This window comes from Pseudomonas hygromyciniae (assembly GCF_016925675.1).
Classification (GTDB): Bacteria; Pseudomonadota; Gammaproteobacteria; order Pseudomonadales; family Pseudomonadaceae; genus Aquipseudomonas; species Aquipseudomonas hygromyciniae.
On sequence record NZ_CP070506.1, the window covers coordinates 2451147 to 2472547 of the forward strand.

A 21401-nucleotide genomic window follows, 5' to 3' on the forward strand; every position below is an offset into this window, starting at 1 on the left:
GATGTGCAGCGACGGAGCAGAGGCTAGCCAGTGGTGTGAGCAGGCGCAAGGCCGAAGGATTGTCTAGGAAACGTCCTGCAAATTAAAGGGATTTGGTTTGCTGGCCTTTGACAATGCATGACGGGGTATTCCCGGTGAAGCAGATCAAGGGAGGGAGCTGGCTTGCCTGGGATGGCGGTGTGTCAGTCGAAGATGGGCTGGCTGATACACAGTCATGGCCTGAGTAAATTTGTCCCGTTTTTTGGTGTGTCTAATGAAATGAAAACGGGACAGGTCTTTTAAATAGATCTGTCCCGTTTTTTAGTTCGAGCAACTTTCAATTGCTAGTCATTTGTGATTGCTACGTCCTTTTTGCGCAAATGGTAGCAAGATAATGAGTGGCTCCCACTTCACTGCGAAGACGCCATTCGTCCGGAATGAAGCAGTAATAGAGTCCGCCAGAATCCGCGCTGACAAATACGCCCATCCAGATTCCTTGCCTATTACCGGTAGTACCAGAGTACTGCCGATCTATGTCATTGAAGAAGTTGGCAATTGTATTTACGGTTGTTCCCCCGACTGAATTGACCCAATTGACAGAGGCGGCGCCATACATATAGTACGAGCTATGCAATATTTCATAATTAACTATCGTGCTTTGTACTGTATAGCTGGCTGTGTTTGCAGCGCTATCCTTCACGGTAATAGTGACCGTCCCAGCCCTCAATCCCGTGACTGTTCCATTACTGGCAACGGCTGCTATTGCTGGGTTGGACGATGTGTAGGTATAGGGCGGCAAACCACCCTGGGCTGTGCGCTGCTGTGTAAGCCTAAAGCCCCTATTTGCCCAACGTAATGTTGAAGGGATTTGATACAACGTCCCACTAAATGTCATCACATTTGTACCGATGGTCAATGGTGGGTAGCTCACCATCGAATAAGTCGTACTTTGGAAATCAACCGCCTGCGACTTATCCGGACTCCCATCAAACGTGACCTTACATGTCACAGTTATCTGACGACCCGTAGCTAGTTGGTTCAACCAACTACGCAACACAGCCTTATTCACCAACCCATTCGCCGCTTCCGTTGCACTGATCTCCACCCCCTTAAGTGCTTCCAGATCAGCCACACCCGCACTGCTGCAAGTCAACCACACCCGCTGCTTGGCCGCGCTCAAGCGCCACTTGGCGACAGAGGCGGTGGCATTGCCGCTAAAGGTGTTGAGGTCCAGCGTGCCACCGTTGGCAATGTTGTTGATCAACGGCCGTGGCAAGTTAGCTGGCTGAATGATTTGTACATTGACCTCTTGAGCAAACGAGTCGACCTCCACTCCGTTAATTGTCGCGATATACCGCACCGTCACTTTCTTGCCCACGCTGGCAGCCATGATCGCCGGGCTGATCAAAAAGTCCACCCGGCCTCCGGCCAGGCCGTCTTTGTCGGCGATATACGGGATATCACCATTGGGCGGTATCCACAGCAGTTTGATTCGATGTGTCGAATTCATACCGGGGTAGGCCACAGCCACCGAAGCGTTGTTTTCATAGGTCAGTGGGTCGATGTTGATGACTTCACCCGACAGGTTGGCAAATTGCGGCCGTGGCAAGGTCGATGGGATTGCTTGAATGCTGTGCACACGCACGCCAAACAGCACCGCCGAGATCTTGTCGGCGCTTTCCGACAGGCTGACCCAGAAACGAATGATCAGTTGCGAGCCATCTTTGAGACGACGCAGCTTGTCTACCGGGGTGGGCGGGGAAATACCGTTGAGCACCCCGGCCGCCGTGACCAGGTTGGCGGTGTAGGTATCTTCGATGTACGGCGTGTTGTCGTTGTAAGTACCCTCGTAGGTCATCCACATCCGTTGGTTGGGGGCGATAAAGCTCCACTTGGCTATCCGAGTGCGTGCCTCTTCATTCAATTGCGACAACTCCAGCACCATGCTGTCGCCGATGCCGTCGATGCTCGGTGTGGGCAGCCCGGTCAACGGTTGCAGTTCCAGGTCCACGACTTGCGACTCATAGACGAAGGTGCCGCGGGTAAAGCGGTATTGCACGCTGACCTGGTTGCCGCCTGGGCGAATGCCCTTGGCCACGATTTCCGGTGGAATAAACACCCGCACTTCATTGGTGCCAGGGTTGCCCTGCACTTGCGCGGTGTAGCTGCCGGTGCCGTCGCTGGTCAGCCAGTCGACGTCAATCTGATCGGTGGCGAGCATGGGCATAAACTTCACGATGACCCAGGTACCGGCCACGGCCGCCAGCGGATTGAGCCGATCCGGCAGCAGGGAGGCCCCTTCGATGATCGGCCGTTCCAGTTGCACACCGACGCCGACCGTGAGGTCGAGGACCTCCGAGCGCACTATAAAACCAGACGGGCCGCCGCGTTGCCGGCTGTAGCTGATGCGCAGGCTGCCATTGAGGTTGATGTCGACCAGGTTGCGATTGAGTGCAAACACCAGCGGCTTTCCAGCAGTAGCGCTGTTGATGGTGATGGTGCCGCTGGCCGAGCCCCCGACAGCGGAACCGAAGGCCAACCAATGCACCAGGTCGCCGCTTTCGCTGCCGGTATCCGGCAGGGTCAACAACAGATTCGAGCCGGGTACGTGGGCCGGGTTGATGTTGTTGCCTTGTGCGTATTGCAGTTCAGGGGCGGGCAGAGTGGCCACGCGCTCGCCCACTTGCGCGCCGACTTCCAGTGACTTGCGTATGGCCAGGGCCTGGCCGCCGAAGATGTGCACCGCACCGTCATTCACTAGGTAATAGAAGTAAGCGGTTTTACCTTTGAACGGTTGTAGCACTTGCGAGGTGATGTGGTAACTGCCGCCCTGGGGGCCTGCCAGTTGCGACTCGGTATAGACTTCGTTGCCACCGCCTGGCTCACGGGTTTCGATCACTAGGGTTTCCAGCCAGTCCGGGTCGTGAGGTTCGTAGAAGGGGATGTGGACATCAATGTCGTTGTTCGGGTCAATCAGCCCCAGTTCGATCGGCGTGATGCTCACGCCCGGCATGCTCACTGGCGTACCAACCACGGTGACGGTGACGCTGCCCGATTGCTCGAGGAAGCCGCCTGTGGAGGTATGGATCTGGAACGACGCGCGCAAGGAGCCACCGACGATTTGCTCAATGATCTCGCGGGAGATGGGCACCACGGTCACGTACTGGTTGGTCGCGGGCACTGACGCCAGGGTAAATGTTTTGGGTGAACCGTCGATAAGTGTGGCGTAGAGCGTGACGGTAACCTTGTGGGGATTAATAGGGGCGGGGGTGTCCCGGCCGGTGTAACACGACAGGGCGAATTTTTTATCGCTTTGAGTATCGAAGTCCACCTGGCTGGACTCTACGCCGTCGATCAGGAAGAACGGCGCAGGGCTTAGCGAAGGATCCAGTTCGCTCTGCAGGAAGTAGGGCTTGGAGTACTGGTATTTTTCCCCGGAGAAATTTTCTGCCACATCCTGTACGCGAAAGCGCAAGGTCAACTTACCCTGGAGGCCGCCCTGATCGATGATGGCCTTGCTGATCCAGATGCGGATCGGTGTGAGTCCCGCGGCCTCTTCAGGGCTGAGGATATGGATAACAATGACGCCATCCCAGGAGCATTCGATCTTGTCGTTCTTGCGCATGTTCGGATAGGGCTCGATCAAGGCCCACACCCCGGCTGCTGCATTGTCTTGGTTGATCAGTGAGTTTTCTGGAAAGCCTTCGATCGACATCACCAAGCGGGTATGCCACTCCAGGCCTGGGTCCTGATCGATACCACCAGGACGGTCTGTCTTGACCAGAACGGTTTGCAGGGGCGAGGTGCTTTCCTGAAAACTGCCGATGCGCATGACCCGACCGTAGAGGGTCACTTCCCCTCTGGGCATGTGTTCTTCATTCACGATCAAGTTATAGCGGGGCTCGTCCTCGGTTGCAGTGTCGCTGGCTGCGGCGCTGACCAAGTTATTGATGTAAATGGCGTAGTAGTCGCCTGAGCTCCAGTTGAACCATTTTTCAAATACCCAGCGCGAGTAAGGCATCACCTGGCGAATACCCAGGGCGTAGACGGCGTTTTCCGGGTACAAGGCGGTGCCCAGCGGCACGGCGGGGTATTCAGAGTACGGTGGGTCAAGGTCTTCGAATCGGGTGGGCGGTTCTTCAGGGGTGTTATAGAGGATCAGCTCTTGTGAGGGCGACGACAGCGGCACGTCCTCAGCAGAGGCTTCGTTGGAAGGATCTATCGGTAAATGGGACATTGAAGACACTCCTTGCGGGAAGAAGCGCGCAGTTATCGCGGCGCGCATGGGCAAGGAAAATCAAACACCCGCAGGGGCGGCGCGCCTAGCTGTCAGAATTGACAGTGCCGACGAGTGGTTGTACCGAGTGGGCTTGTAGGCAAGCCCGTTGCCACAGGGTGTCCGTGGGTTGGGTCGCGGTTACTTCGGATACAACGGCGGCAAGCTGGTGCTGTCTGTCACTGGCGCCAGTTCGCGTTCGGCCATCGGGATGGCTTTGATCGCGCGCCACAGGTCTTCGCCCTGCCAGTATTGGCCGCTCTCGCTGTAGAGCGCGCCATTGAGCCCGTCCAGGGCATCCGACAGCGGTACGAACCGCGCCGCCATGTCGGCCAGGGTTTCCGGTTGCTGGCGGGCCCAGGCATCCAGGGCTTGGCGCGTGGCCTGGGGGTCGTTGGCCTGGCTGGCGCGCTTGAGGTCGTCGAGCAAGGTGCGGGGGCTGGGCCCGGTCTGGGCCGCGCGCAGGATCGCCGGCCGTGAGCGGGCCCGCCACCATAGGCCGAAGCCCAGCAGGGTGGTGCAGGCCAGCAGCAGGCTGGTGAGCTGCCAGATCCACAGGCGGCCATCGTCCGGTGCGGTGATCACGGTGGGGGTGGCTGGGGTGTCGACCACCAGGCTCGGGTTGACCGCCACCTCAAGCGTGCGGGCCGGCAGGCTGGTACGTTCCAGGTGGTCCTCGTGGGTGTTCCACCACACCACTTCCACGGCGGGCAATTCCAGGGCGCCGGCGCGGTTGGGCACCAGGGCTTCGCGGTCTTCGCGGCTGCCGATCACCCCGCGTTCGCTGTTCTGGTTGCTCAGCACCGGCTGGTCGGGATAACGCCGCAGGCCGGCGATTTCGGTGCTGGGCAGCGCGGGCAACTGGGCGCTGGCCAGGCCTTCGGCCTTGAGGGTGAGGATGCGGGTCAGGGAGTCGCCGACCTGTACGTTCGCAGGTTCCGGGTTCCAGCTTTCGCCCAGGCTCAGGCTGCGGGCCGGTAGCCAGGGGGCGTCGGCTGGGTACAGGGCCGGTTTGGGTTTGACCGTCAGCGGGATCTCGGTGGAGTTCACATGCAGCAGCTTGCCAGGCTTGGAGGCCTGGGGTGCAGTGTCCTGGGCGCCGCGTGGTTCGACCATGGTGGCGCTGAATATCTGCGCGGGGATCAGCAATTGCCCGCTGTGTTGCGGGTAGATCCCGTAGCGCATTTCGATCACGCCATGGCGCACGCCGTTGATGACCTTCTCATAGGTGCGTGAATCGCCCACTTGCTCGACCCGCGCATCGGGCAACTGCAAAGGCGCCAGGCTGCTGTCGTCATACAGCGCCACCGAATGGTAGATACGCACGGTCAACAGGGCCTGGGCCTGCACGTAGACCGTGTCCTGGTCGAGGCTGGCTTCGATGAACACCGGTTGCAACTGGTTGTCGCTGTCCTGGCCCAGGGTTTGGTCCACTTGCAGGCTGATTGCCTGGGTCTTGAGTTCGCCCAGTTGCAGCGGTGGGATCACCACGGTGCCGGTGGCCTTGGGCTGCAAGGTGATGATCCAGCGTGTGGTGGCGTGGTTGCTGCCGTCGAGGGTGGTGAGCTGGTTGATCTGGCGGGTGCCGCGCACGTCGAACAGCGGGTCCAGGGGCGACAGGTCCGGCTTGCCGAATTGGGTGACGTCGTTGGACTCGATCGTCAGCTCCACCGTTTCCCCGGAATTGACGCGGCTGCGGTCGATACTGGCGGCCAGATCGGCCGCCTGGGCGTGACCGGCCCACAGCGCTAGCAATAAGACAAATGGGGTGCAGCGGCTCATCGAGTCTTGTCCTGATGTTGTTGCTGTTCGTACCAGAATTTGCGTCGCAACAACTCGCCGGGGTTGTCCGGGATCTGTCGCAGCCATTGTTCCAGGGCCTGGCGGTGTTCGTCGCCGAGGCTGGCGTCTGTTGGGCGCAGGGGGGGCGTGGTGGTCTGTTCGTCGCCCAGTTCGCTGCCGGGTACTTCGTTGTTGCCCGCAGGCGGCGGGGGGCCGGCCTGTTTTTCGCCAGTGCCAGCCTGGCCTGCGCCCTGGGGCGATTGCTCGCCGCCGCTGGTGTGCTGGCCGTCATCGCCTGGTTGCGCAGTTTGGCCGGGTTGGGCGGATTCGTCATCCTCGTTTTTTTCGGGGGCTGGAGGCTCGGGTTCCGGTTCTTCCAGCAACAGGCTTTCGACAAGGGCTTTGTTTTTCAGGGCCGGCTGCAAGTCTGGCTGGGCCTCCAGGGCCTGTTCATACGCGTCTATCGCCGCTTCCAGCTCGCCAGCGCGGGCCAGGGCATTGCCACGATTGTAGTGGGAGTAGGCATCACTGCCCTCGGCAAAGCACCGGGCGGCCTCGGCGTAGTTGCCCGCTTCATACAGAGCCACGCCTTGCCATTGCGGGTTTTCAAAGTGTTCGGCGGCTTCGGCCGGGCGTTTGTGCTTGAGCAGGTATTGACCCTGTTGGTCGGGGCGTAGCCACAGGTCATCAAAGCTGAACGCGTAGCTGGGTTGCGGTGCGGCCAGGAGCAGCAGCGGCAGGCAGAACAGCCAGCCACGGCGCCCGGCGCAGGCGGCAAGCAGCAGCAAGGGCAGCAATAGCCAGTAGCCCTGGTCGGCCCAGGTGTCCAGTTGCAGGCGTTGGCCGTCGTCGCGCAGGTTTTGCGGGCCGTCCAGCAGGCCGAGGCTGCGCAGGTCCTTGTCGTCCAGGCGCGCCTGGCGATAGCGGCCGCCCATTTCACTGGCGAAGGCCTTGAGCGTCGGGCTGTCCAGGCGTGGGATCAGGATCGCGCCTTGCTCATCCTTGAGGAACTCGCCGCTTTCCTGGGTCACCGGCGTGCCTTCACGGCTGCCAATGCCGAGGATCGACAGGCTCGGCGCCTGGCCTTGCAGCAGCAGGCGAATGCCCTGGCGCTCTTGCTTGGACAACGACGAGCCAATCAACAGCAAACGGCCCTGGCCGAGGCCGCCGTGCTTGAGCAGGTCCAGGGCTTTTTCCACCGCCAGATCGGCGCGATGGCCGGCCTCGGGCATGATCGAGGGGCGCAGGGCATCCAGCAGGTTGCGGCTGGTGGCCAGGTCGTCCGAAAGCGGCACCAGTGTGTGAGCGCTGCCGGCATACACGACGATGGCGGTCTGCGCATCGCTGCGCGCCTGCAGCAGATCCACCAGCTTGCGCCGCGCCTGCTCCAGGCGGTTGGGCGGACTGTCGGTGGCGAGCATCTCGGGGGTCAGTTCCAGCAGTACCACCAGCGGGTCGGCGGGTTTCTGGCTGATCTGCTCCACCCGTTGCCAGCCGGGGCCAAGCAAAGCCAGGACCGCCAGCAACCAGGCCAGGCCCAGCAACAACCACGGCGACTTGCTTTCCCGACCATTGCCGCCACTGAGCAGGGCCGCATGGAAGGCCGGTGGCAGGATCATCTGCCAGCGCCCGGCGCGCTTTTGCCGATGCCACAGTTGCCATAGCAACCAGCCGAGTACGGGCAGCAGCAACAGCCACCAGGGACGAAACCAGTGCGGCCATAAAGCGATCATCGACGCCTCCGCAAACGCAGGCGTTGAAGGCGTTGGCGCCATTGTGGGTGCTGCTGCAGGAAATGGCCTTTGGTCGAGAGTTTATTGAGCAGGCGTTGCAGGGCGTTGCTCGGCCAGCGTTCCTGGATCACCAACAACAGGCTCAGAAACAGCGCCAGGGCCAGCGGGCCACTGTACAGCGCCTGGGTCGGGCGGGCCTGGGTCGGTTGTTGCGCCACGGGTTCCAACTGGTCGAGGGTTTCCTTGATCGCTTGCAGCTCAGCACCGTCATGGGCGCGGAAATACTGCCCGCCGGTAGCTTGGGCGATGGCCTTGAGCGCCGGTTCGTCGAGGTCCAGGCTTGGATTGAGGCCGAGCATGCCCAAGGTTCCGGTCTGCTCAGGGTTGGCGCCGATGCCTATGGGGTAGATCTTCACGCCTTCTTCGGCAGCCAGGCGCGCGGCGGTCAATGGATCGATTTCCCCGCCATTGTTGGCGCCGTCGGTGACCAGGATCAGCACCCGGCTTTGCGCCGGGCGTTGGCGCAGGCGTTTGAGAGCCAGGCCGATGGCGTCGCCAATCGCCGTGTTTTTACCGGCAATGCCGATACGCGCTTCATCCAGCCAGGTGCGCACAGTACGCCGATCGAAGGTCAGCGGTGCCTGCAGGTAGGCCTGGCTGCCAAACAGGATCAGACCGACGCGATCACCCTCGCGGCTCTCCAGAAAGTCCCCCAGCAGGTGCTTGACCAGGCTCAGGCGGCTGACGTCTTCGTCCTGCCATTGCATATCGGGAAAATCCATGGAACCCGACACGTCCACCGCCACCAGCAGGTCGCGGCCACTGGCGGCGATCGGTAGCGGCTCGCCGAGCCATTCCGGGCGGGCGGCGGCGGTCAGCAGCAACAGCCACAGCACCACGAACGGCGCTTGTTGGCGCCAACCCGGCAGGTTGATGCGCGCGCGGCGCCGGGCCAGCCCTTCGAGGTCGCCGAGGAAACTGACCTTCAAGGCCGGCTCGCCACTGTCGGCTACCGGCAGGATCAGGCGCATCACCCATGGCAGGGGCAACAGGGCAAAGATCCACGGCCAGGCGAACTCAAACATGTTTGCGAATCCACGTGTCGACGGCTTGCGTGAGGCCGGCGATGGCTTTGTCGTCGAGTTTGCATTCGGGCTTGTAGGCGCCTTCTACCAGGACCATCCAGCGCGTCAAGCCGGCCGCCGGGCAGCGGTTGTCGAGAAACGCCAGCCATTTGCGTCCATTGAGGGTGTGGCTCTGGCTGTAGGGGGTAGTCGTTGCGGCATAGGCGCTTGAGCAGGCCATTGAGCTGCTGCAGCCAGGCGCCGGCCGGCGCACCATCGTAGGGTTTGGGCATCAGCGCCAGTTCCGCGAGGGCGGCGATGCGCAGTGGGTCCAGGGGTTGTTCGGCCCGGGCCAGCGGGCGTTTGCCCGGCAGGAAGCGGCGCAGCCACCACAAACCCCAACCCGCCAGGGGGATCAAGCCCAGCAACAGCCACCAGCCCGGTGCCGGAGGCCAGAACCCGATGGCCGGCGGGGCGATCAGCGGCTGCAGTTGGTCCAGGCTGCTCATGGCTTTTTCACCGGGCGTTGTGGGTTGAGGTACTCGCGCAGTTGCTCGACCATTTCACTCTGGGTGCTCAAGGGCATCAGCAAGACCCGTAGCTTCTGCGCGAGCAATTCCCAACGGGCGATACGTGCTTCGGCCTGGGCCTTGTAGGCCTGGCGCAATTCGAAGTTCAAGGTGTCGATTTCCAGTTGCGCGCCACGTTCGGCAAAGCGCAGCAGGCCGGCGGCGGGTAGGGCGTGGTCCAACGGGTCCGAGACTGGCAGCAGCAATAGGTCGCAATGGCGCGACAACAGGCTCAGTTGTTGTTCGGCGCCTTCGGTCAGGGCGCGTTCATCGCAGATCACGATCACCAGGCTGCCGGGCCGCAGCACTTCGCGGCCACGGCGCAGGGCCATGCCCAGGGCGTCGGCCTCAGGGCGGCTCTCGGTGTCGAGGCTCTGGTTGACCCGCACCAGGCGGTTGAGCAGTTGCAGCAGGCTTTGTTTGCTGCGTCGTGGCTTGATTTCATAGTGCTCGTTATCGCCGAACACCAGGCCGCCGACCCGGTCGTTGTGCCCCAGCGCGGCCCAGCCGATCAGGCTTGCCGCTTGCGCTGCGAGGACCGACTTGAACATCAGCCCGGAGCCGAAGAACAGCCGGCAGCTTTGCTCGACCATGATAAAGATCGGTCGTTCGCGCTCTTCATGGAACAGCTTGGTGTGCGGTTCCTGGGTGCGCGCCGTGACCCTCCAGTCGATGGTGCGCACGTCGTCGCCGGCCTGGTACACCCGCACCTGATCGAAGTCGACCCCGCGCCCGCGCAATTTGGAATGGTGCAGGCCGATCAACGGGCTGCGCTGGCTCGGCGTGGAAAACAGTTGCACCTCCCGCACGCGATGACGCATCTCGATCAATTCGCTGAGGGTAATACGGATTCCATCGCCGGCGTTCATGGGGCTCAAGCGACGGCAACGACGTCGAGAATGCGTTGCACCACACGATCCTGGTCGATGCCCGCCGCTTCGGCTTCAAAGGACAGGATAATGCGGTGGCGCAACACGTCGAACAGCACCGCCTGGATATCTTCCGGGCTGACAAAGTCGCGTCCGGCCAGCCAGGCGTGGGCCCGGGCGCAGCGGTCGAGGGCGATCGAGCCCCGTGGGCTGGCACCGTAGGCAATCCACTCGGCCATTTCCGGGTCGAACTTGGCGGGGGTGCGGGTGGCCATGACCAGTTGCACCAGGTATTCCTCCACGGCATCGGCCATGTACAGGCCGAGGATTTCCTTGCGCGCGGCGAAAATCGCCTGCTGACTGACCCGCCGCTCGGGCTTGGTTTCGCCGTTGAGCGCTTCGCCACGGGCCTGTTGCAAGATGCGCCGCTCCACGGCGGCATCGGGGAAGCCGATCTTGACGTGCATCAGGAAGCGGTCGAGCTGGGCTTCGGGCAGAGGATAGGTGCCTTCCTGCTCGATGGGGTTTTGCGTGGCCATCACCAAAAACAGTGGCGACAACTCGTAGGTACTGCGCCCGACGCTGACCTGGCGCTCGGCCATGGCTTCGAGCAAGGCCGACTGCACTTTGGCCGGGGCACGGTTGATTTCGTCCGCCAGCACCAGGTTGTGGAAGATCGGCCCTTGCTGGAACACGAAGCTGCCGGTTTCCGGGCGATAGATCTCGGTGCCGGTGATATCGGCGGGCAGCAGGTCGGGGGTGAACTGGATACGATGGAACTGTGCTTCGATCCCTTCGGCAAGCTCCTTGATGGCCTTGGTCTTGGCCAGGCCGGGAGCGCCTTCTACCAGCATATGGCCGTCGGCGAGCAGGGCAATGAGCAGGCGCTCGATGAGTTTTTCCTGGCCGAGAATCTGCGTAGAAAGAAAGGTTCGCAGCGCGAGCAGCGCTTCACGATGTTCCATCGATGACGGTTCCTGGGAAGATGAGCCTGGGGCGTGTGAAAAAATGCCAGGGCCTGGGGGGCTTACTTTAATGCATTGGAGGGGCTGGCGACTAACGAACCGGGGGGGGGGTATTTTTTTGGGGGTTTGTGGGAAAGGTCTGAGGTTTTTGGCGTCGATGAGGGCCTCATCGCGGGCAAGCCCGCTCCCACATTTGGATTGTGGCGCGTTCAAATGTGGGAGCGGGCTTGCCCACGATAGCGATTTGCAGCCGCCAATCAAGGCGTGCGGATGTAAGTGCCGGTGCCCTTGAGAATGTTCTGCAAGGTTTCTTCTACCTCGGCCAGGTCCGATTCCGGTGTGCTGTGCTTGATCTGCAGGTGATCGCTGCCGCCCAGTGCGTCCTTGTCCCCCGCGCCAATCTCCACCAGCAGAGTGGTCGCGCCCAAGGTGATCTTCAAGCCGTCCAGCGTTGAAGGCTCATAGTCCCAGGTGAGTTCCACCTCGTCCTCATCCGGATAACGGGACAACATGAACATCTCGCCATTGGTGCCGTGGCAGCAGAGCATGGCCATGTTGTTTTCTTCGTCGTCGCACGGGTTGACGAGCAGGTGAGGGGTGGTCAGGTTCATTAAGGAGGCCTAGAGCAATAAGGGCGAATTGGGGCGTAAGTTCACTATTATGGCGTTTTTTTGCTCAGGGATGCAGATGACGCCCTGCTCAGGAGTACAGGGCATCATCTACCGGTGAGCGAAAGGGTTAAGTCACAGGGTTAATTTGTGGTACGAGCAGCGGGACGATCCTGGATTCTATCTAGGGTTTTATAAAGGGCGTCACCGTTCTTCCGAGCAAGTCGTTGGTCACTATCTCCACTGCGTTCAAGGACCCAAAGGTAATACGGTCAGCCGCGCCAGGTCGGTTTTTGACGTGGTCATCAATACCAAAGCCTATCTCTGTCGCGGCTATGCCCCCATCAAACAGTAAGAGGGCTACCCCCAAGGGTGGAAAAGCCAATGACACCGGGGCAAGTACAATAAGGGAGCCGCTAATACTCTTGAGCTCTGTCAGTACATTTTTTTTCTTCACGTCGTCGTTGCTGACGTATCCCGCATCCGTGTTGTTATAGGTATAGGCCTCAACACGGCTCTGTATATGTTGGAATGGATCGCCCTCGATGGTTTTACCGCCAAAGGGTTTGTCTTCGGGCCAGTCGGTATGCAGGCTTGAAAACCGACCGACCTTTTCAAGGTGCACGTCAATTCCGGATTCCCACACACTGTCCGTGCGATCGCTGAGTTTGAAGTGTTCAGCAAACTGATCGCGTTTTGCCTTGTCCGTCATTTGCTCGGTCAACCATTTGCGCATCATTGTAAGGTTGGCGAATTCATGAATGGGAGACGAGTTGCCTGGAATATAGAGCAGCGTTTTCTGTGTCGTTTTATCTGTCACAGACATGATGCCCGAAGCGACGCGCCCTTCAAAAGCGAGCTCTTTTATGTCCAGGTTGGGATCTTGGGCATAGGCTTGCTGAAAGTCTTTAGCCGTCAAAGAGTCGAGGGGTTTATCTGTGCTGATGTTGGTTGCACGCAACGCGATATCTCGACCTTCCCGGGTCAGCGAGCCCTCTGCAAATTGCTTGTGCGCTGCGCTGGTAAAAGACATCTTGGACAGGGTGGTGTACGTATCTCTGTAGCCGTTCCAGAAGCTATCCAGATTGGCTTTGTGGGATTTGCTGAAGCTGGTATCCCACACGTATTCACGGAATGATTTGGGGCTGATAGGGGATTGATTGGAGGCATCGTAGATTTTTTTTCCGGCGCCAGGCTCAACATAAATCCCTTCATATTGCTGGGTATTGAGTCCCTTCGAATTATTGAGGTAACCATGACGTCCTGAGTTGCGTTGGCTGCCTATTGTCAAGCTATCTACGATTTCGATGGGCGGTGGGTTACTGGCATGTTTGTTGAATGAGGTCTTCGGCAATTGAGGATGGCCAGGGGTGTCTTGTAGGTTTTTTATAGCGGCATCGGTCAGGGATATTTTGCTGACTACAGTTCCAGGATAGGGGGGCGTGTGGCCTCTGACATTGTAGGCAAATGTCATCAGGAAGGTTTTGTCGGGATCAATCCCATATTTCTTTTCGTAATGAAGCCTTATCTGTTCCCGCGTACTCGCACGCCCCTCGGGCGTCTCTACATGGTAGGTAAGGGCGTAGTCTTTAATGCCGAGTTCTGATTGCACCGATTTATCATGCTCGCGAAAAACTTTCAGGTGCGCCGCAATATTTGCATCTTTCCACTGATCGGTCTTGCCAAAGCTATCTTTTTTCCACTTTGCATACTGGGAAATCCACCTGGGATTCTGCAGGGCCTCGCTGTTTGGTGTGAAAGAAACTGGAGTGGAAGGCGCTGCTTCGGGGGCGGTTTTCTGCTCAGGCACCACGGCACTTTGGATGGCCATGTGCAGGGCAAACAGATTGGGGCTGAATTGCGAATAAATGGAATTCATAGCGAGCCTCACTCTTTTATCAGGAATGAGCCGTCCTTGGTGACGGGACTACTTGGAGTACAACCGCCAAGACGGCCTGTGCGGTCCTGATTTGATTGGCGAATGCGCAGCAATAAACTCCATTGCCAAAAACTATCGGCTCTTGCAATACAGACTATCGATACGCCAACAGTAGGCTTGCGGGTTGAGGGGTGGTGTTATCGGCTACCTAGCGTTGACCGAATATGTCGCAGAGGGGCAAGCACGCGTGTCGGCACACTCGTTAAGCTGCTCAACGGATGTGCCTGCCTATTGTGAGCACTGCCATGGCCCTGACCTGCCCGTCGTTCCGTCGCCTGGCCAGTGGCACATCCGATGTGACCTGATCGTCTTGTCCAGCTTCACCCACCTGTCACCCTGATTCGTTTATGGTGCTTATTTATCAGTATCGACGAACAGCGCTGACGGTCTCCCCGCAAGGGGATAACACGCGACGCTTCCATCAATAACAAGCCCAAGCGGAGTACCACAGATGGCGTTCTTCACCGCAGCCAGCAAAGCCGACTTCCAGCATCAACTGCAAGCGGCACTGGCGCAGCACATCAGTGAACAGGCACTGCCACAAGTGGCGCTGTTCGCTGAACAATTCTTCGGCATCATTTCCCTGGACGAACTGACACAGCGTCGCCTTTCCGACCTGGCCGGTTGCACCCTGTCTGCCTGGCGCCTGCTTGAGCGCTTTGATCACACCCAACCGCAAGTGCGGGTCTACAACCCCGATTACGAACGTCATGGCTGGCAGTCGACCCATACTGCGGTCGAAGTGCTGCACCATGACCTGCCATTTCTGGTGGACTCGGTACGCACCGAGCTGAACCGCCGTGGCTACAGCATCCACACTCTGCAAACCACCGTACTCAGTGTGCGCCGTGGCAAAAAGGGCGAGTTGCTGGAAATCCTGCCAAAAGGCACCCAGGGCGAAGACGTCCTGCAAGAATCGTTGATGTACCTGGAAATCGACCGCTGCGCCAATGCCGCCGAATTGAACGTGCTGAGCAAAGAGCTTGAGCAGGTGTTGGGTGAAGTGCGCGTGGCCGTGGCCGACTTCGAACCGATGAAAGCCAAGGTCCAAGACCTGCTGGCCGGTATCGACGCCAGCCAGTTCGCTATCGACGGCGAAGAAAAAGCCGAGATCAAGAACTTTCTGGAGTGGCTGGTGGGCAACCACTTCACCTTCCTCGGCTACGAAGAGTTCGTGGTACGTGACGGGGCGGATGGCGGTCATATTGAATATGACGCCCAATCCTTCCTCGGCCTGACCAAGTTGCTGCGTGCCGGCCTCACCGCCGAAGACCTGCGCATCGAAGACTATGCCGTGGCCTACCTGCGTGAACCGAGCGTGCTCTCGTTCGCCAAGGCTGCGCACCCAAGCCGTGTGCACCGTCCGGCGTATCCGGACTACGTGTCGATCCGCGAGATCAGTGCCGACGGCAAGGTCATCAAGGAACACCGCTTCATGGGCCTGTACACCTCGTCGGTGTATGGCGAAAGCGTACGGGTGATCCCTTATATCCGCCGCAAGGTCGCGGAAATCGAACGCCGCTCGGGCTTCCAGGCCAAGGCTCACCTGGGCAAAGAGTTGGCTCAGGTGGTTGAGGTATTGCCCCGTGATGACCTGTTCCAGACCCCGGTCGACGAGCTGTTCAACACCGTGATGTCCATCGTGCAGATCCAGGAACGCAACAAGATCCGTGTGTTCCTGCGCAAAGACCCGTACGGTCGCTTCTGCTACTGCCTGGCCTACGTGCCGCGTGATATCTACTCCACCGAAGTACGCCAGAAGATCCAGCAAGTGCTGATGGATCGCCTGAAGGCTTCGGACTGTGAGTTCTGGACGTTCTTCTCCGAATCCGTGCTGGCTCGTGTACAGCTGATTCTGCGGGTTGACCCGAAGAACCGCCTGGATATCGACCCGGTTCAACTGGAAAAAGAAGTGGTGCAGGCCTGCCGCAGTTGGCAGGACGATTACGCCAGCCTTGTGGTCGAGAGCTTCGGCGAGGCCCACGGCACCAACGTGCTGGCGGATTTCCCCAAAGGCTTCCCCGCAGGCTACCGCGAGCGCTTTGCTGCGCATTCGGCCGTGGTCGACATGCAACACCTGCTCAACCTGACCGAAGCCAAGCCGCTGGTGATGAGCTTCTATCAGCCCCTGGGCCACGTGACCGGCCAGCAGGAATTGCATTGCAAGCTGTATCACGCCGACACCCCACTGGCGTTGTCCGACGTGCTGCCGATCCTGGAAAACCTTGGCCTGCGCGTGCTCGGTGAGTTCCCGTATCGTCTGCGCCACGCCAATGGCCGCGAGTTCTGGATCCACGACTTTGCGTTCACCGCCGCCGAAGGCCTGAACCTCGATATCCAGCAACTCAACGACACCCTGCAGGACGCGTTCGTGCATATCGTCAACGGCGACGCCGAGAACGATGCGTTCAACCGCCTGGTGCTGACCGCCGGCCTGCCATGGCGTGACGTGGCGCTGCTGCGTGCCTATGCCCGTTATCTGAAGCAGATCCGCCTGGGCTTTGACCTCGGCTATATCGCCAGTACGTTGAACAACCACACCGACATCGCCCGCGAGTTGACCCGGTTGTTCAAGACCCGCTTCTACCTGGCGCGCAAGCTCACCGCCGATGACCTGGAAGACAAGCAGCAACGCCTGGAACAAGCGATCCTCAGCGCCCTGGACGATGTGCAGGTGCTCAACGAAGACCGCATCCTGCGGCGCTACCTGGACCTGATCAAGGCCACCCTGCGCACCAACTTCTATCAGACTGATGCCAACGGCCAGAACAAATCGTACTTCAGCTTCAAGTTCAACCCCCACGCGATTCCCGAGCTGCCCAAGCCGGTACCGAAGTTTGAAATCTTCGTCTATTCGCCGCGCGTCGAAGGCGTGCACCTGCGCTTTGGCAACGTCGCTCGTGGCGGCCTGCGCTGGTCCGACCGTGAAGAAGACTTCCGCACCGAAGTGCTGGGCCTGGTAAAAGCCCAGCAGGTGAAGAACTCGGTGATCGTGCCGGTCGGCGCCAAGGGCGGCTTCCTGCCGCGTCGCCTGCCATTGGGCGGCAGCCGGGACGAGATCGCGGCCGAAGGCATCGCCTGCTACCGCATCTTCATTTCCGGCCTGTTGGACATTACCGACAACCTGAAAGACGGCGCTCTGGTGCCTCCGTTGAACGTGGTGCGCCACGACAACGATGACCCGTACCTGGTAGTGGCGGCCGACAAAGGCACCGCGACTTTCTCCGATATCGCCAACGGCATCGCCATCGACTACGGCTTCTGGCTGGGCGACGCGTTTGCTTCCGGTGGATCGGCCGGTTACGACCACAAGAAAATGGGCATCACCGCCAAGGGCGCGTGGGTGGGTGTGCAGCGTCACTTCCGTGAGCGCGGCATCAACGTGCAGCAAGACAGCATCACGGTGGTGGGCGTCGGCGATATGGCCGGTGACGTGTTCGGCAACGGCTTGTTGATGTCCGACAAGCTGCAACTGGTCGCGGCCTTCAACCACTTGCATATCTTCATCGATCCAAACCCGAACCCGGCCACCAGCTTCGTCGAGCGCCAGCGCATGTTCGAGCTGCCGCGTTCGGCCTGGAGCGACTACGACACCAGCATCATGTCCGAAGGCGGCGGGATCTTCTCGCGCAGCGCCAAAAGCATTGCCATCTCGCCACAGATGAAAGAGCGCTTCGACATCCAGGCCGACAAGCTGACCCCGACCGAACTGCTGAACGCCTTGCTCAAGGCGCCGGTGGACCTGTTGTGGAACGGCGGTATCGGCACCTACGTCAAGGCCAGCACCGAAAGCCATGCCGACGTGGGCGACAAAGCCAACGACGCGCTGCGCGTCAACGGCAACGAGCTGCGCTGCAAGGTCGTGGGCGAGGGCGGTAACCTGGGCATGACCCAACTGGGTCGTGTGGAATTCGGCCTCAATGGCGGCGGCTCCAACACCGACTTTATCGACAACGCCGGTGGTGTGGACTGCTCCGACCACGAAGTGAACATCAAGATCCTGCTCAACGAAGTGGTGCAGGCTGGCGACATGACCGACAAGCAGCGCAACCAGTTGCTGGCGAGCATGACCGACGAAGTCGGCAGCCTGGTGTTGGGCAACAACTACAAGCAGACCCAGGCCCTGTCCCTGGCCGCACGCAAAGCCTACGAGCGTGCTGCCGAGTACAAGCGCCTGATGAGCGACCTGGAAGGCCGTGGCAAGCTGGACCGCGCCATCGAGTACCTGCCGACCGAAGAGCAGCTTGTCGAGCGCGCCGCGACCGGCAAGGGCCTGACCCGTCCAGAGCTGTCGGTGCTGATCTCGTACAGCAAGATCGACCTCAAGGAAGCCCTGCTCAAGTCCCTGGTCCCGGATGACGACTACCTGACCCGTGACATGGAGACCGCGTTCCCGCCGAGCCTGGTGGCCAAGTTCTCCGAGGCCATGCGTCGCCATCGCCTCAAGCGCGAGATCGTCAGCACCCAGATCGCCAACGACCTGGTCAACCACATGGGCATCACTTTCGTGCAACGACTCAAAGAGTCGACCGGCATGAGCCCGGCCAACGTGGCCGGCGCCTATGTGATCGTGCGTGACATCTTCCACCTCCCGCATTGGTTCCGTCAGATCGAAGCCCTGGACCACCAGGTTTCTGCTGAAGTGCAATTGGCGCTGATGGATGAGCTGATGCGCCTGGGGCGCCGTGCCACGCGCTGGTTCCTGCGCAGCCGTCGCAACGAGCAGGATGCGGCGCGTGATGTGGCGCACTTCGGTCCGCACCTGGCAGCGTTGGGCCTCAAGCTCGACGAACTGCTGGAAGGCCCGACCCGCGAAGGCTGGCAGAACCGTTACCAGGCTTATGTTGAAGCCGGCGTTCCGGAGTTGTTGGCGCGTATGGTTGCGGGTACCACGCACCTGTACACCCTGCTGCCGATCATCGAAGCCGCCGACGTGACCGGCCAGAGCGCCGCCGATGTGGCCAAGGCCTACTTCGCCGTGGGCAGCGCCCTGGACCTGCCGTGGTACCTGCAGCAGATCAGCGATCTGCCGGTGGGCAACAACTGGCAGGCCCAGGCCCGCGAAGCCTTCCGCGATGACGTGGACTGGCAGCAACGGGCGATCACCATCAAGGTTCTGCAAATGGCCGATGCGCCAGAAGACATGGAAGCCCGCGTGGCCCTGTGGCTGGAGCAGAACGCGAGCATGGTCGAGCGCTGGCGCGCGATGATGGTGGAAATCCGTGCTGCGGTGGGTACGGACTACGCCATGTACGCAGTGGCCAACCGTGAACTACTGGACCTGGCAATGAGTGGTCAAGCGGTGCTGTAATCAGCCGCTAGAGCGCTAAAAACAAAAAGCCCCGTATCGCGAGATACGGGGCTTTTTGTTTTCATCCTGTCCCGTCCTGAATAAGGTTTACACCTTCTGACCTATCTTCAGGAGGAACCAATGGATTCGGGCAAAAGGCGGAGCCAGCGTGACTACACGCTAGCCTTTAAATTATCGGTCGTAGACCAGGTCGAAAAGGGCGAGTTGAGTTATAAAGAGGCTCAACGGCGCTACGGCATTCAGGGCCGGTCCACGGTACTGGTCTGGCTACGCAAGCATGGCCGGCAGGACTGGAGCCAAGGCGCCTCAATTCGAGAGCCGAGGAGCAGGTCCATGACCGAGCAAACCCTCCCGCTGACACCCGAGCAGCGGATCAAAGAGCTCGAAGAACAGCTGGCGCTAAGCAATCAGAAGGCGCAATTCTTCGAAGCCGTCGTGAATGTTCTGAAGAATGACTACGGTGTTTGCGTCGTAAAAAAGCGACTCGGCAAGTCCTCTCGCAAGGGCAAATCCAAGACCTGAGCATCACCAGGGCTTGCCTGTTCATGGGCATTTCGCGCCAAGCGTATTACCAACGTAATCGAGCTTTTGACGCAAGGACTCGTCAAGATCAAGAGGTCATGGACTTTGTTCTTGAAAAGCGCCGCCGCCAGCCCAGGATAGGCACGCGCAAGCTGCATTACCTGATGAGCGTCGAAGTTGGCGCGCCAGTGCGGGTCGGTAGAGACCGCCTGTTTAGCATCTTGCGCAACGCTCGAGAACTGGTGGTGCGCAAACGGGCTTACCACAAAACGACGGACAGCCATCACCGCTTTCGCCGCCATCCGAATTTGCTCAAAGAGGGTCCAGGACAAATCGTTGCCAGCAGGCCCGAGCATGTCTGGGTCGCAGATATAACCTACCTTCCGACACAGGAAAGCGTCGCCTACGTGAGCCTCGTGACAGACGCTTACTCGCGCAAGATCGTAGGCCATCATGTGCATGAGAGCTTGCATACCGAGTCGGTGATCAAAGCGATGGAAAAAAGCAATTAGCAAACGTCGAAGCAAGCTGCCACTGATCCATCACTCAGACCGTGGAGCCCAATACTGCTCCGAGCTTTACCAGCGCTTGCACGCTAGCCATAACGTTAGATGCTCAATGACCGACGGATATGACTGCTACCAGAATGCTCTGGCAGAAAGGATAAACGGGATCTTGAAGACCGAGCTTTTGCTGTGCCGCCCTAAAAAACCTGGCGGAAGCAGTGAAAATGGTGGATGAATCGGTGCTGATCTACAACGGGGAACGGCCACACCTGTCCCTGAAATACAAAACGCCCGATGCGGTGCATCGGGCGTTTTGAGACTGAAACAGGTGTAAACCTATTTCAGGACTAGACATCCGGTTCAATGTAGGAGCCCAAAAGATGTATCAGATGACCCACCGCCATCGCAGCGGTGCGGCGATCCGACAAGCCAGCTCCCACAGTTGATTTGTGGTGTGGCCAACATACTCTGCCCGACAAAGACCCCCTGTGGGAGCGGGCTTGCTCGCGAAGGCGGTGGTTCAGCCACATATGCATCGACTGACCCACCGCTATCGCAGGCCAGTTCCCACATGTTGATCGCCACGGGCTTACGAGAGCTTCGACTCCAGGTGATCCAGATACCGGCTCATCAATCCTGCGGCCGCGCCCGCATCCCTGCGCTCCACCGCTTCGACAATCTCTGCCTGCTCACGCCAGGCGCCGGAGAACGCCCCTTGCCGGGCAATGATCAGCGAGGTCAACGGCACCAGGCTATTGAGGAACTGCGCCAGCGGTCGGTTCCCCGCAATGGCTGCCAGCGACAGGTGAAACTCCCCAAACAGGCGGATGGCCGGGCCTTGCTGGCCTTGTTCGACGCACGCCCGCTGGCGGGCCACCAGTTCGCGTAGGCGCCGCACCTGCCCAGGGGTGGCCTGTACGCACGCCAGTTGCACCACGGTCACTTCCATCAAGCGCCGCGCCTCAAGAATATGTTTCACCTGCTCGGCATCTGGCGCCGCCACTTGGGCACGCAGGTTGGGGCGCAGGATGATCACTTGCTGTTCGGCCAGGCGTGCCAGGACCCGGCGCAGTACGCTGCGGCTGACACCAAATTCCTGGGCCAGGCCTTCTTCGGTAAAGCGGCTGGTGGGTACGATGCGCTGTTCCAGGATGGCATCGAACAGGCGCGGGTAGAGGTCTTCCACCGACGGCCGCTTGCCGGGCACCAGGCGCATGGCCGGCGGGGCGGTAACAACGATGTTGCGTTGCAAGGCGTGAGCACTCATGGCCAGTCTCC

Annotated in this window: 10 protein-coding genes and 2 pseudogenes; 2 read left to right on the forward strand and 10 right to left on the reverse strand. The window is 60.0% G+C overall.

What is annotated here, in order from left to right:
- Positions 1–340: 340 nt before the first annotated feature.
- The 9 genes and pseudogenes from JTY93_RS10710 to JTY93_RS10750 all read right to left on the reverse strand — a co-directional run bounded on the left by JTY93_RS10710 (position 341) and on the right by JTY93_RS10750 (position 13724).
- The gene (locus tag JTY93_RS10710; protein ID WP_205480128.1) at positions 341–4216 is read right to left on the reverse strand and encodes an immunoglobulin-like domain-containing protein; all 3876 of its coding nucleotides are present in this window, start codon (positions 4214–4216) and stop codon (positions 341–343) included.
- Between the two features lie 180 nt (positions 4217–4396).
- Complete coding sequence (locus JTY93_RS10715; RefSeq protein ID WP_205480129.1) at positions 4397–6037, reverse strand: BatD family protein; 1641 nt, start codon at positions 6035–6037, stop codon at positions 4397–4399.
- Positions 6034–7770: a tetratricopeptide repeat protein gene (locus JTY93_RS10720; RefSeq protein ID WP_205480131.1), complete on the reverse strand. Its 1737-nt coding sequence runs from the start codon at positions 7768–7770 to the stop codon at positions 6034–6036. The genes JTY93_RS10715 and JTY93_RS10720 overlap by 4 nt, the downstream gene beginning before the upstream one ends.
- On the reverse strand, positions 7767–8855 hold the full coding sequence (locus tag JTY93_RS10725) for a vWA domain-containing protein (RefSeq protein ID WP_205480133.1): 1089 nt from the start codon (positions 8853–8855) through the stop codon (positions 7767–7769). The genes JTY93_RS10720 and JTY93_RS10725 overlap by 4 nt, the downstream gene beginning before the upstream one ends.
- Positions 8848–9343 (reverse strand): annotated as a pseudogene (locus tag JTY93_RS10730) (DUF4381 domain-containing protein). Before JTY93_RS10730 ends, JTY93_RS10725 begins: the two are co-directional and overlap by 8 nt.
- Positions 9340–10272 (reverse strand): DUF58 domain-containing protein, encoded by a 933-nt coding sequence (locus tag JTY93_RS10735; protein ID WP_205480136.1) that lies wholly within the window; start codon positions 10270–10272, stop codon positions 9340–9342. Before JTY93_RS10735 ends, JTY93_RS10730 begins: the two are co-directional and overlap by 4 nt.
- 5 nt (positions 10273–10277) lie before the next feature.
- Complete coding sequence (locus JTY93_RS10740) at positions 10278–11237, reverse strand: AAA family ATPase (RefSeq protein WP_003218556.1); 960 nt, start codon at positions 11235–11237, stop codon at positions 10278–10280.
- Between the two features lie 257 nt (positions 11238–11494).
- The gene (locus JTY93_RS10745; protein ID WP_205480682.1) at positions 11495–11848 is read right to left on the reverse strand and encodes a hypothetical protein; all 354 of its coding nucleotides are present in this window, start codon (positions 11846–11848) and stop codon (positions 11495–11497) included.
- Between the two features lie 181 nt (positions 11849–12029).
- Complete coding sequence (locus JTY93_RS10750; protein ID WP_205480685.1) at positions 12030–13724, reverse strand: dermonecrotic toxin domain-containing protein; 1695 nt, start codon at positions 13722–13724, stop codon at positions 12030–12032.
- Positions 13725–14235: 511 nt separating this feature from the next.
- On the opposite strand from JTY93_RS10750, the gene JTY93_RS10755 reads away from it, so the two are divergent.
- Positions 14236–19095 (forward strand): NAD-glutamate dehydrogenase, encoded by a 4860-nt coding sequence (locus JTY93_RS10755; RefSeq protein WP_169998681.1) that lies wholly within the window; start codon positions 14236–14238, stop codon positions 19093–19095.
- 120 nt (positions 19096–19215) lie between these two features.
- A pseudogene (locus tag JTY93_RS10760) lies at positions 19216–20440 on the forward strand (IS3 family transposase).
- Between the two features lie 272 nt (positions 20441–20712).
- Here JTY93_RS10760 and JTY93_RS10765 read toward each other — a convergent pair.
- Positions 20713–21390, reverse strand: coding sequence for a GntR family transcriptional regulator (locus JTY93_RS10765; RefSeq protein WP_205479310.1), 678 nt, complete (start codon positions 21388–21390; stop codon positions 20713–20715).
- Positions 21391–21401 lie beyond the last annotated feature (11 nt).

What these genes read in the sequence shown, in the direction of transcription:
- JTY93_RS10735 (WP_205480136.1), bottom strand. Translation starts at nt 10,272, where the DNA reads ATGAACGCCGGCGATGGAATCCGTATTACCCTCAGCGAATTGATCGAG.
- JTY93_RS10745 (WP_205480682.1), bottom strand. Translation starts at nt 11,848, where the DNA reads ATGAACCTGACCACCCCTCACCTGCTCGTCAACCCGTGCGACGACGAA.
- JTY93_RS10710 (WP_205480128.1), bottom strand. Translation starts at nt 4,216, where the DNA reads ATGTCCCATTTACCGATAGATCCTTCCAACGAAGCCTCTGCTGAGGAC.
- JTY93_RS10755 (WP_169998681.1), top strand. Translation starts at nt 14,236, where the DNA reads ATGGCGTTCTTCACCGCAGCCAGCAAAGCCGACTTCCAGCATCAACTG.
- JTY93_RS10740 (WP_003218556.1), bottom strand. Translation starts at nt 11,237, where the DNA reads ATGGAACATCGTGAAGCGCTGCTCGCGCTGCGAACCTTTCTTTCTACG.
- JTY93_RS10715 (WP_205480129.1), bottom strand. Translation starts at nt 6,037, where the DNA reads ATGAGCCGCTGCACCCCATTTGTCTTATTGCTAGCGCTGTGGGCCGGT.
- JTY93_RS10750 (WP_205480685.1), bottom strand. Translation starts at nt 13,724, where the DNA reads ATGAATTCCATTTATTCGCAATTCAGCCCCAATCTGTTTGCCCTGCAC.
- JTY93_RS10765 (WP_205479310.1), bottom strand. Translation starts at nt 21,390, where the DNA reads ATGAGTGCTCACGCCTTGCAACGCAACATCGTTGTTACCGCCCCGCCG.
- JTY93_RS10720 (WP_205480131.1), bottom strand. Translation starts at nt 7,770, where the DNA reads ATGATCGCTTTATGGCCGCACTGGTTTCGTCCCTGGTGGCTGTTGCTG.
- JTY93_RS10725 (WP_205480133.1), bottom strand. Translation starts at nt 8,855, where the DNA reads ATGTTTGAGTTCGCCTGGCCGTGGATCTTTGCCCTGTTGCCCCTGCCA.